The 12,209-nt window shown below is 28.4% G+C and carries 14 protein-coding genes and 1 rRNA gene; 2 read left to right on the top strand and 13 right to left on the bottom strand.

Going from position 1 to position 12,209, the window contains the following annotated elements; all coding sequences use genetic code 11:
• Positions 1-117, bottom strand: a 16S ribosomal RNA gene (locus H8923_RS15000); the annotation flags it as partial.
• Between the two features lie 381 nt (positions 118-498).
• On the opposite strand from H8923_RS15000, the gene H8923_RS14995 reads away from it, so the two are divergent.
• Positions 499-690: a hypothetical protein gene (locus H8923_RS14995; protein WP_153972742.1), complete on the top strand. Its 192-nt coding sequence runs from the start codon at positions 499-501 to the stop codon at positions 688-690.
• A 491-nt stretch (positions 691-1,181) separates the two neighbouring features.
• Here H8923_RS14995 and H8923_RS14990 read toward each other — a convergent pair whose 3' ends face one another.
• The gene (locus H8923_RS14990; protein ID WP_153972741.1) at positions 1,182-2,333 is read right to left on the bottom strand and encodes a S41 family peptidase; all 1,152 of its coding nucleotides are present in this window, start codon (positions 2,331-2,333) and stop codon (positions 1,182-1,184) included.
• Positions 2,334-2,506: 173 nt separating this feature from the next.
• Here H8923_RS14990 and H8923_RS14985 point away from each other — a divergent pair, with 173 nt between their 5' ends.
• Complete coding sequence (locus H8923_RS14985) at positions 2,507-3,079, top strand: 5-formyltetrahydrofolate cyclo-ligase (RefSeq protein ID WP_153972740.1); 573 nt, start codon at positions 2,507-2,509, stop codon at positions 3,077-3,079.
• Between the two features lie 113 nt (positions 3,080-3,192).
• On the opposite strand, the gene H8923_RS14980 is transcribed toward H8923_RS14985, so the two are convergent.
• The 11 genes from H8923_RS14980 to H8923_RS14930 all read right to left on the bottom strand — a co-directional run bounded on the left by H8923_RS14980 (position 3,193) and on the right by H8923_RS14930 (position 12,209).
• Complete coding sequence (locus H8923_RS14980) at positions 3,193-5,601, bottom strand: Lon protease family protein (RefSeq protein ID WP_153972739.1); 2,409 nt, start codon at positions 5,599-5,601, stop codon at positions 3,193-3,195.
• Between the two features lie 226 nt (positions 5,602-5,827).
• Positions 5,828-6,256 carry a hypothetical protein gene (locus H8923_RS14975; protein WP_187127970.1) on the bottom strand — a complete coding sequence of 143 codons (429 nt, stop codon included), beginning with the start codon at positions 6,254-6,256 and terminating at the stop codon, positions 5,828-5,830.
• A 108-nt stretch (positions 6,257-6,364) separates the two neighbouring features.
• Entirely contained in the window at positions 6,365-7,294 is a 930-nt protein-coding gene (locus H8923_RS14970) for a transketolase family protein (protein ID WP_153972738.1), read from the bottom strand.
• Positions 7,287-8,114 (bottom strand): transketolase, encoded by an 828-nt coding sequence (locus tag H8923_RS14965; RefSeq protein ID WP_153972737.1) that lies wholly within the window; start codon positions 8,112-8,114, stop codon positions 7,287-7,289. The genes H8923_RS14970 and H8923_RS14965 overlap by 8 nt, the downstream gene beginning before the upstream one ends.
• A 352-nt stretch (positions 8,115-8,466) precedes the next feature.
• Positions 8,467-8,862 carry a type II toxin-antitoxin system PemK/MazF family toxin gene (locus tag H8923_RS14960; protein WP_153972736.1) on the bottom strand — a complete coding sequence of 132 codons (396 nt, stop codon included), beginning with the start codon at positions 8,860-8,862 and terminating at the stop codon, positions 8,467-8,469.
• Positions 8,825-9,106, bottom strand: a complete 282-nt coding sequence (locus H8923_RS14955) for a ribbon-helix-helix domain-containing protein (protein WP_147540194.1) — start codon at positions 9,104-9,106, stop codon at positions 8,825-8,827. The genes H8923_RS14960 and H8923_RS14955 overlap by 38 nt, the downstream gene beginning before the upstream one ends.
• Positions 9,107-9,136: 30 nt before the next feature.
• Complete coding sequence (alr, locus tag H8923_RS14950; RefSeq protein WP_153972734.1) at positions 9,137-10,297, bottom strand: alanine racemase; 1,161 nt, start codon at positions 10,295-10,297, stop codon at positions 9,137-9,139.
• A 12-nt stretch (positions 10,298-10,309) separates the two neighbouring features.
• Positions 10,310-10,900 carry a germination lipoprotein GerS gene (gene gerS, locus H8923_RS14945; protein ID WP_153972733.1) on the bottom strand — a complete coding sequence of 197 codons (591 nt, stop codon included), beginning with the start codon at positions 10,898-10,900 and terminating at the stop codon, positions 10,310-10,312.
• A gap of 19 nt (positions 10,901-10,919) precedes the next feature.
• Positions 10,920-11,381: a CBS domain-containing protein gene (locus tag H8923_RS14940; RefSeq protein WP_153972732.1), complete on the bottom strand. Its 462-nt coding sequence runs from the start codon at positions 11,379-11,381 to the stop codon at positions 10,920-10,922.
• 4 nt (positions 11,382-11,385) lie between these two features.
• Complete coding sequence (gene acpS / locus H8923_RS14935; RefSeq protein ID WP_153972731.1) at positions 11,386-11,766, bottom strand: holo-ACP synthase; 381 nt, start codon at positions 11,764-11,766, stop codon at positions 11,386-11,388.
• Positions 11,767-11,948: 182 nt separating this feature from the next.
• Positions 11,949-12,209 (bottom strand): hypothetical protein, encoded by a 261-nt coding sequence (locus H8923_RS14930; RefSeq protein WP_153972730.1) that lies wholly within the window; start codon positions 12,207-12,209, stop codon positions 11,949-11,951.

The following is a 12,209-nucleotide window of genomic DNA, read 5'->3' as shown; positions in this document are numbered from 1 at the left end:
GGTTACCCACGCGTTACTCACCCGTCCGCCGCTCTTTACCGAAGTAAATCGCTCGACTTGCATGTGTTAGGCACGCCGCCAGCGTTCATCCTGAGCCAGGATCAAACTCTCAAATAAAAGTTGATGGGCTCAGATACTGTTATATATCTGGCTTTGTTTGGTTGTTTCGAATAATTCTTATAAAGAATTAGTTATATAAATTAACCTACTGTTTAATTTTCAAAGTTCATTTTTTCGACTTATTTATCTTACCAAGTTTTTCTTTCTTAGTCAAGACTTTTTTTGTCGTTTTCTTGTTTTATCCTATTCTTAAGGACAAGTAATACTATACCACGCTTATTTTTTATAGTCAACACTTTTTTTATATTTTTTATTTTAATTTTAAAAATCTTTTATCTAAATTGTTTTATATGTAATTTATTTGCAAATTCTATTCTTTGAATACTTATCTTATATTTTTGTAAAAATATATATAAGCATTTTAAGGAGATGAATAATATGGCTAAATTTAATCAACTAAAAGATTTATATGAAGATGGATATAGATGCATCTATTATGATTCTACCGAAAATAGTCACACAATATACTTGAAAAACTTTGATACAGAAGGCTCTGAGGTTATCGAATTAGAAGATGAAAATGATTTTTCTGAATTCAAAGACTATATAGGTGGACTTAGAATGTCTTAGCCCTTTTAATATCATCTTAAAATAAAGTAGAGAGCTATTTGCTCTCTATTTTGTCATTACTATTTGTTTTATAAGTTTCAAAAGTTCAACTCTATCAACTTCTATTTTTTTCTTTTTATTTTTATATTCTTCAAGATCAATAACTTTTTCCATACTCTCTTTCATAAACTCACATCCCATTAATATCACTATTTATTTAATTAATTCTATATACTTTCTATTTTACCTTTATTTAAATACAAATTTTGTTAAAAAGATCCACTTTTTTTTATTTCTTTATCAAAATAGTATAAAATGTTACTTTTAAATTTTGATTTATAATTTCATTTAATTATATATTATTGTATAATACTTTATTAAAATAGAAAATACATATACCTTATATTTTGATTATGTATAGTTTTATGAAAATATATTCAAGTAATATTTTTAATTATAAAAAGATGGCAACAATTTAAATTTATATAAATAGTGCCATCCTTTATTACATGTTACTTAATTTGTTCTTTTATCCAATTAACAGCTACATCTAGTTGTCTATTCTCATCTTTTTCTACAATTTTAGGTTCTATACCTTTTCCATTTATGTAATCTCCATTAGGGGTAAAGTATTGTGCTGTAGTCAATTTATACCCAGTTCCATCTTTTAATTCTCTAACACTTTGAACTAAACCTTTACCAAAAGTAGTAGTTCCTACTGCTATACCTTCATTATTATCTACTATTGCAGCTGTAAGTATTTCCGATGCAGATGCACTTCCCTCATTAACTAAAACTGCTATTGGTAAACCTAATTTATTTGTGTCAGACTTTAAATATTCTTTATCACCTTTATTATCCTTAGTATATACTATTGTTCCTTCTCCAATTAACTCATCAGCAATTTCACTACAGATGTCTAATAATCCACCAGGATTATTTCTTAAATCTAAAGCTAATCCTTTTATATTTTCTTTCTTCAAATTATTTAGCGCATCTGTAAACTCTTTATATGTATTTTCATTGAATGATGTTATTTTTATATAGCCTATTCCATCTTCTAAAACTTTAGCATCAACACTCTTAGATATTATTTCTTCTCTCTTTACTTTTAGCTCAAGTTCTTCCTCTCCTCTTTTAAGAGTAAGTTTAACTTCTGTACCAGCTTTTCCTTTTATCATACTTATTGCTTTATCTGAATCATTTGCATATACATTTTGATCATCCACCTTTATAATCTTATCTCCAGCTTTTATACCACTCTTTTCTGCTGGAGACCCTTCTATTGGTGCAATTATTGTTATATAATCATCATCTGATGTAGGGCTAATATAAACACCTATTCCTACAAATGATCCACTTGTTTGTTCTTTTAATAGCTCAAATTCTTCTTTAGTATAGTACTGAGAATATATATCTCCCAAACCTGAGAACATTCCTTTTATAGACCCTTGTACTAAATCGTCTTCTGAAACTTCTTTGTAAAAATCATCATTTACTATTTGCTCTAACCCAATTAACTTATTATACTTCTTATAACTTTCATATAAGTCTTTAGGTATTACAACCTTATTTCCAATTGCGATTTGCAATGTTGATGTAACCATAGCTGTAACTACTACTAAAACTATTGAACCTATAATGGCCTTTTTTTTAGATATCATTTAATGCATCTCCTTTAAATAATCTACTATATATTATATGATTAGCTATTCTTTTTATTACCCCTTTATCAATTCTGTTGCCTAGGGCTTATGCATATACTAAAATTTATAATAGGTATACAATTTAAAATTGCATATACATATTATACCATAATATAAAGGGGTAGATTTTAATGAAAAGAGAATTTAGAAAAAAGGTCATATCCGAAAGAAAAAAACAAAGCCCAGAATTCATTTCTAAAAATTCTTCTATAATAGTAGATAAGGTATTACAAATGGACTGTATAAAAAAAGCAAAAACTATTATGCTTTATCTAGATTTTAATAATGAAGTCCAAACAGATGATTTAATTAATAAGTTAATTTCTTTAAGAAAAACTGTAGCTTCTCCTATAACTTTAAAAGAAGAAAAAAAATTAATACCTACTCAAATTACAGACCTTAAAAATGGTATCAAAATTGGAGCTTATAATATAAGAGAACCAAAACTTGAGTGCTCCCATCCTATAGACATAAAAGACATAGATGTCGTAATAGTTCCCGCTGTTGCTTATGATACTAATTGTTACCGATTAGGGTATGGCGGAGGTTTTTATGATAGATTTTTAGAAAATTTAAGACCAGATGCTAAAACTATAGGAATTGCTTTTGACTTACAAATCTTTGATGAGGTGCCAAAGGAACCTCATGATGCTCAATTGAATTTTATTGTTACTGAATCTAAAACTATAATTCCCAATAAATGATTTTCAATAAAACTTTCAAAAATAATAAAGCTGTAGATTTTATTCTCTTTAAGTCACTACAGCTTTATTGTTATTGTTATCCTTACCTTTAATCTATTTTTAAAATTATTTTCTTATTTATCTTTTTTTTCCTTCTTATCTTTTTCTTCATCATCTTCTTTATCTAGTTTTCTGTATTTATCTAATACTCCATTTACAGCCAAATCAATTTCTTCTTTACTTTTACCTGTAAGAATTTCTAAACCTTCGTCTATATTTGATATTGCATATATATTAAAAGTTCCTTCTTTAACCGCTTCTATAACCTCATCTTTTAACATTAAATTTCTTACATTTTGTATTGGTATCATTACACCTTGATTACCTGTAAATCCTTTTATCTTACAAACATCAAAGAAACCTTCTATTTTTTCATTAACTCCTCCTATTGGCTGAATTTCACCTTTTTGACTTACAGAACCTGTAACCGCTATATATTGTTTTATTGGTATATCTGCAATACTAGATATTATCGCATACAATTCTGTACTAGATGCACTATCGCCATCTATTCCATTATAGTTTTGTTCAAATGTTATAGATGTAGATATTGATAGCGGCTTTTCCTTACCATATCTACTTCCTAAGTAGCCACTTAAAATTAATACACCTTTGTCATGAATACTTCCACTTTTTTTTATTTCTCTTTCAATATTTATAATTCCTCTTCTTCCTCTATAAGTAGATGCAGTTATTTTTGATGGTTTTCCAAAAGAATACTCTCCCGTTCCTATAACAGCTAATCCATTTATTTGTCCTACTTTTTCTCCATCTAGGTCGATTAATAACGTTCCATCCTTAAACATTTCATTTAATTTTTCTTCATACTTATTATTTCTGTATATCTTTTGTCTTATTGCTTTATCTACATCTTTCCTTGTTACATATAGTTCACAATCATCTGTAACAGCATCTGATTCATATATTATATCTACTATCTTATTAAACCTAGCACTAAGCTTCTCTTTATCATCACTTATTCTCGTGCTATACTCTATCAATCTTTCTACTGCAGATTTATCGAAATGTTTTAAGTTTGATTCTTTACATTTATTTGAAATAAGTTGAACTGTTTTGTAAATATTATCTTTATTCCTATCTACTTCTATATCAAAGTCAGCCATTATCTTAAATAAATTTCTAAAATCATCTTCATAAGCATAAAGCAGATTGTAATAGTAGCTATCTCCAATTAAAATAACTTTTAAATCTAAATCTATTGGCTCTGGTTTCAAAGTTGATGTAACCAAATATCCATACTGCTTATTCAAAGATTCTATATTTATTTTTTCTGTTTTTAATGTTCTCTTTAAGCACTCCCACGAGAAAGGATTAGATAATAAATCTCTTACATTAATAATTAAAAAACCACCATTAGCTTTATGAATCGCTCCAGGTTTTATTTCCATAAAACTAGTTGTCAATGATCCCATCTCATTTTTATACTCTATAGAACCGGTTAAGTTGTAATACGTAGGATTACTTTCAACTATAATCTTACATTCTTTACACTCACTATTATCTATAAATAAGTTAACTCTATATCTATTTAAGAATTTATCATCTCTTTTATTAGGCATAATTCCTAATAATGCCATTGCATCTTTTTTATCATCCTCTGGTTCTTTTTTAAATTTAGAAATATTATTTACAATATCATTGCATAAAGCATTTATATATTTATTTACCTTTTCATCTTCTCCATACTTAGTTAATAAATATTGGCCATAAAATCCAACTAAACTTCTTCCTACATTTCTATCTAATTCATTATTTTTATTCTTGTATATATCTTCACAGGACTTTATCTTATCTATATATTCCTTACTTTCTTGATTTAACTTCAATCCTCGTTCTCTTAACTCTCTTATTTCAGATGGTGTAAGGTTACCTAATTCAGATTCTTCCATTAGTTTACCATCTTCTTTTATAGGTACACTTAACAAACCTCTTTCTGTAATCTGAAATTTAAAACCTTTAGGTTTAGCAAATTCATTTAATTCTTCAATTATACTATGTATATTATTTTCTAACTCTGTCATCAAAAGCCTATTATGGTTTTCATATTCTTTAGAATTAAATATCTTGGGTATCTCAACTTTTAACTTTTCTATAATATCATCAATATCATTCTTAAACTCCTTACCTATTCCAGCTTTAAAAGATAAAGATACAGGTTCATTATTATTTTTAAAATTGTTAACATATATCCAGTCTTTTAAATTTTCATTACACTTTATGTTTTTCTTTATAAGAGATTTTGCATAATTAGTTCTACCTATCCCACTTACTCCAGCTATATATATATTGTATCCCTTATGTTTCATTTTTAAGCCGAACTCTATAGACGTTACAGCTCGCTCTTGACCTATTATTCCTCCTAAAGGCTCTATATCTTCTGTTGTTTTAAAGTCTACATCATCTAATGAACATTTGAACTTTAAATTTTCTTCATTTACTTTATATTTATCTATATTTAACATTTGTTCACCTCAAAATTGTATTTGAGATTTATTTTTCCCTACTTATTATTAAATAATAAGCATTTTAACTTTTTAAATTATTATTTTAAAATAAAATTCAAAAAATATTAATTGATAAGCAACTATAACTTTATATATAATCACTTACCAATTAATATTTAACTCTATTTATATTCATTTTTTATTATGTAACCTTAGAATCCCATACTTATATGTGAAAATCTTTTTATTTAGCATCATCAGAAGAATCTAACTCTATCTTATCTGGAAGTTCTGTTAAATTTGTTTCAGCCACTACAAAAGGATATGAATCCTCCTTGTCTTTATAAGTTATTTCAACTTTCATCGTATTCTTGTCCTCTTCTTTAACAATACTTATCTTGTCTATTTCTATACCTTTATCTTTTTCCTGTGATCTAGTTACTATTACATATATTTTATTATCTAATTTAACAGCTAATGCTCTCTCTTCATTTGTATACTTATCCATAATATTTAATATCTTTTCTGGTATAGCATCTCTTTGAATCATAGTATAATCCACCGGTGTCGAATCCTCTATAAACATTTTAGGTAAGAATAGAAATCCCCCTATAATAAAAAATACTAATACTACCCCAAGTATTACCCCTTTAATATTGAATTTTATATTCACTCAATCACCCCCCATCTATTTTAAATATATGAAAATGATTTGATTATTAGAATCCTATTAAATAAAAAAAGACCTCGCAATATATACTCTATTGCAAAGTCTTTTTTATTATTTTAAAGCTTCTCTTACTGATTCAACTATATGTTTTGCTGTTAATCCATACTTTTCTAATAATTCAGCTGGTGTTCCAGATTCTCCGAATACATCTTTTACTCCAACCTTCTTAACTATCACTGGACATTCTTCAGATACTACTTCACTTACAGCAGATCCTAATCCACCTATTATACTATGCTCTTCTGCAGTTACTATAGCCTTTGTTTCTTTAGCAGCTTTAACAATTAATTCTCTATCTATAGGTTTTATTGTAGACATATTTATTACTCTAACATTTATACCTTCAGCTTTTAATTCTTCGTGTGCAATTACAGCTTCATTTACCATCATACCACAAGCTATTATTGTAGCATCGTTTCCATCTCTAAGAACAGTACCTTTTCCTATTTCAAATTTATAATCTTCTCCGAATAGTGTAGGAACTGCACTTCTTCCAAGACGTACATACATTGGTCCATTGTATTTTGCTGCTTCTAATATTACTTTTTCTGTTTCTATTCCATCAGCAGGAACTACTACAGTCATATTAGGTATTGATCTCATTATAGATATATCTTCAATACTTTCATGAGAGGCTCCATCTTCCCCTACTGTTATACCAGCGTGAGTAGCACATATTTTAACATTTAACTTAGGATAGCATACTGAGTTTCTTATAACCTCAAATGCTCTACCTGTTGCAAACATCGCGAAAGTACTTGCAAAAGGAATTTTTCCTGCTGTTGCAAATCCACAAGCAGCTCCTATTAAGTTTTGCTCAGCTATACCCATATTGAAAAATCTATTTGGGAATGACTTTGAAAAGTCATTTGTTTTTGTAGATTTTGATAAGTCTGCATCTAATACAACTACATTATCATTTGTTTCACCTAATTTTAGCAATGTTTTTCCATATGCGTCTCTAGTAGCTATTTTACTCATGGAAAGCACCTCCTAATTCCTCTAAAGCAATTCTTAAGTGTTCGTCACTAGGAGCATTTCCATGCCATCCAGCTTGGTTCTCCATAAATGATACACCTCTACCTTTTATTGTCTTAGCAACTATCATAGTTGGTTGACCTACAGTTGATTTAGCCATATCAAGAGCTGCAAATATTTGATCGAAGTCATGTCCATCTATTTCTATAACATTCCATCCAAAAGCTTTGAATTTATCAACTATAGAACCTAAACTCATTACATCATCTGTATTACCATCTATTTGAAGTCCATTATAATCTAAAAATGCTGTCATGTTGTCTAATTTATAGTGAGCAGCACTCATTGCAGCTTCCCAAACTATTCCTTCTTGACACTCTCCATCTCCAAGTAAAGCATATACTCTCCATGGTGCATTGTCTAATTTAGACGCCATAGCCATTCCACATGCTACTGAAAACCCTTGTCCTAATGACCCTGTTGACATTTCAACCCCTGGAGTTCCCTTCATATCTGGATGCCCTTGTAACATTCTCCCCGTTTTTCTTAATCCTTTTAACTCTTCTTTATCAAAGTATCCTTTGTGAGCTAACGTTGCATATAAAACTGGAGCAGCATGTCCTTTTGATAAAACAAATCTATCTCTATCTTCCATCTTAGGATTAGTTGGATCAATATTCATTTCATCAAAGTAAAGAGCTGTTAAGATCTCAACTGCTGATAATGATCCTCCTGGATGTCCTGATTTTGCTCCGTGTATCATAGAAACTATGTCTTTTCTTATACTACACGTAATTTCATTTAATCCTTTATGGTCTCTCATGTAATTACCTCCCTGGTTTGTAAAGTAAAAAAATCATTATTATGTAATGTACATTTATATACCAATCTCATATTATTATACCACTTCTCGCCAAATTTTTACTCTATTTTTAAAATAAAATAAATTTATCTATAAATGTTCATAATTTATACTTAACTTTTATGGGTATGGGTAAAAAATTTACTTTCATCAACAATATATATGCTAAATATTTTGTATAACTAAGCACATAAAATATACCCTCTATGCCAAGTCCTAAGATAAGTAATTATAGATCATACACAAAATATACAAATTATAATTACCTTATAATAAAAAAAATTATTGATATTAAAAATAATACCAATAATTTTCAAATATTAAATAGTCCCAAACTTATTTGAAGACCATTATCTACTTTTAACATCACATTACTATCTAGACAACCTATTTTTTCTCTTATTCTCTTTTTATCAATAGTCCTGATTTGTTCTAAGAGAATTACAGAGTCCTTATTAAGCCCATATTCATTAGCACTTATCTCTATATGAGTAGGTAATTTAGCTTTATTAATTTGAGATGTAATGGCAGCTATTATAACTGTTGGACTGTACTTATTACCTATATCATTTTGTATTATCAGAACCGGCCTCACTCCACCTTGTTCTGAACCTACAACTGGGCTTAAATCAGCGTAATACAAATCTCCTCTTTTTACTTCTAAGTTAACACTACTCACCTTGAGCGATATTCCCTTCAGAATCGACATCAGAAGATACCTCATTTGTCATACCTAGTTCAGCTAATGATAAGTTTATTTGACCCATTTCTTTATAACCCTTAATCATACACTCTTTTAAGTCTATTTTCTTTTTTTGAGTTATATAGAATTGAAAAGCAGCTTTTGCAAAATCTTCTCTATTACTATTTTCCATCTGAACAATATTATCTACTTCAGATATAAGAGAGTCAGGTAAAGTAAACACAATTTTTTCCTTGCTCTTATTATGCACAAAATCGCCTCCCAGAGTATACTATATCTTTTATTTTACCAAATAACTGGTTGCTTGTAAAATTGCATTTCTTTCCATATATACACGTTCAACTCGCCTTGAAACCATACATAAAATTTCATAATTTATAGTTCCTAAATCATTTGCTATCCTTTCTACCGTCGCATCTCCTTCTCCAAATATTATAACCTCATCACCAATTTTTATGTCTATATCACTATCTATTTTTATCATACATTGGTCCATGCATATTCTTCCTACCACATCAAAAGGATAATTATTTATATATACTTTCGCATTATTTTGCATTCTAGTAAATCCATCTGCATAACCAATAGGTATAGTTACAATTTTTTCCTTACTACTAGTTTTATACTTCCATCCATAACTTATACCTATATCTGAATTTACTTCCTTTATATGAGCAATCCTTGATTTTAACTTCATAGCTGGTCTAAGCTCTATTCTATCTTTCATAACCTCATCAGATGGATAATGACCATACAATATAATTCCGCATCTGACCATATTAAAGTTTAAATCAGGATATTCCATTGTAGCAGCACTATTAGAAACGTGTTTTATATGAATTTGAATACCCTCTTCCTCTAGTCTATTTACAATATAGTTGTATTTTTCTGCCTGAAGGTATGTATATTGCTTATCTTTCTCATCTGCTTTTGCAAAATGAGTATACATTCCTTCTATTTTTATATTCTTTAATTGGCTTATTAAAACTATATCTTTTACGGATTCTTCATTTGGCTGAAATCCTATTCTAGACATACCTGTATCAATTTTTATATGAATATTCACACTTTCATTAACCTGTTGCGCCAATTCACTTATTTTTTCAGCCATATCTAAAGAATATACTGTCATCGTTATTTTATTTATTATTGCGTTTCTTATAGCCTCATCAGGTATATAACCTAAACATAAGATAGGAGCTTTTATATAATTTTCTCTAAGTTCTATACCTTCTTCTAATCTAGCAACCGCTAAATAATCTACCTTCTCTCTTTCAAGCAACTTTGCAATTTGTACTGCACCATGACCGTATGCATTAGCTTTAACTACCCCACAAATTTTAGTATCTTCATTTAATAATTTTTTTATATTATCTAAGTTAAACTTTATGTTATCTAGATTTATCTCCGCCCAAGTAGGGGCAACTGTTCCTTTAGCCATATCTTTTTCCTCTTACTTTTTATATTCAAAATTATCATATTTAACTGTAAATCTAATTTTTCCGTTTTTATCTAATATCTCCATTTTGTCAGGTTTTTTATTTCCTTTATCTATATATAAGATTTGTTTATTAAAATATTCATCATCTCCAGGTATATTTGCCTCTAATATCAATTCTGAATCAGAGGAGTTCATTGTAATTTCTTCATTTTGAAGATAATTTCTCATAAAATCACCTATAAATAAGTACTGTTGATCTTTACTACTATTAGGTAATTCAAAAATGTCATCAATGTCAGGATTTTTAACTATGATTTTATTATCCTTATATTCCATAGTTTTTCCTTTAAGATGCTCTGGAGAAACAACCTCTAACTTATAGTTATTTGGCTTTTTATAATAATGTTTTAAAGTATAACTGCTCATACCCTTATTTCCTACAACTTCAATTTCAGCTGTACACGTATAGGATTCAATTTTTGAAACTTGTTCTTGAAATTTTTTATAAACGTCTTCTTTTGTGGATTCTCTAGTTTGACAACCTACAAAACTAACACTTAAACCAATCGTTATTATTAATAATGTCATCCACTTGTTTCTCATATAATCCTCCTATTAAAGTTTATTCATTATACATGGCTCTTATTATATCATATCGGCAAATTATTCCTTTTAATCTATTTTCTTCGTCTACTACAGGAACTCTATTAACAGATTTTTTTATCATTATATTTGCTATGTCATCAAAAGCTTCATCTTCATGTACTTTTACTATATTCGTAGACATTAAATCTTCAACTTTATATGCTGCAATTTCTTTTAAATCTTTCTCCATCTTGTTAAAATCATCTAAAAATATTATTCCCTCTAGAACATTTACAAAAGGAGTTGAATGTGCCTTTTTTTCTTTTTTTATTATATCTGTCTCTGATATAATTCCTACTACCTTATTATCCTCATCAACTACAGGTAGTCCTCCAATTTTTCCTGATATAAGTACATTTGCCACTTCAGATATAGTATCTCCTTTTTTAGCTACAATTACATCAGTTGTCATTATATCTTTTGCTTTTTTATCATTCATATTATCACTCCTTAGTTATTGCAATAGCATTTGCCACAGCATATTTTTCACTATGAGATATAGAAACTTTTATTTCTAGAACATTATACTCTATGCATATCTTGCTCAAATTATTATAAGTTTTCACTATAGGTTTTCCCAAAGAATTTCTTAATACCTCTATATCTTTAAAAGTATAATTTCTAATTCCCAATCCTATAGATTTGCTTATAGCTTCTTTAGCTGCAAAATTCCCTGCAATAGTTTCAGTCTTAAATCCCTTAGACTCAAAGTACTTTATTTCATTATCTGTAAATAATCTATGTAAAAACCTTTCATTTTTATTGATAGCATCCTTAATCCTATCAATCTCAACTATATCCACTCCAATATCTAATATATTCATCATAACCTCCAAAAATCATCCTTCTAATATTATTGTATTACGATTACATTATTATATTCAATTACTTGAATTAAAAAGTGCAAATTTCGAACAGTAACTCTAAAAATAATTATATTTCTATATATATAAAATAAAAAGAACCACATAATATAAGTTTTTATATTAGTGTGGTTCTTTTTATTTTATATCCATTCAGCTGATTCTGTTAAAATTACAGCTTTTTCTTTATCTACTGTAATAAATCCACCTGCTATTTTTGCTTCTTTAAAGTCACCATTTTTTTTAACTCTAAGAGTACCTTCGACTAATCCAGCTACAAATGGTCTGTGATTTCTAAGGATACCTCTATCACCTTCTGTAGTTCTAGTTATTACCATTTCTACATTATCGTTATAAAAAACTTTATCAGGAGTTACAACTTCTAGTGAAAATTCACTTGCCAT

Origin of the sequence: Romboutsia faecis, assembly GCF_014323405.1 — a bacterium.
GTDB classification, from domain to species: domain Bacteria; phylum Bacillota; class Clostridia; order Peptostreptococcales; family Peptostreptococcaceae; genus Romboutsia_E; species Romboutsia_E faecis.
Note: the sequence above shows the minus strand (reverse complement) of the source record. Positions and strands in the feature narration are given on the sequence as shown.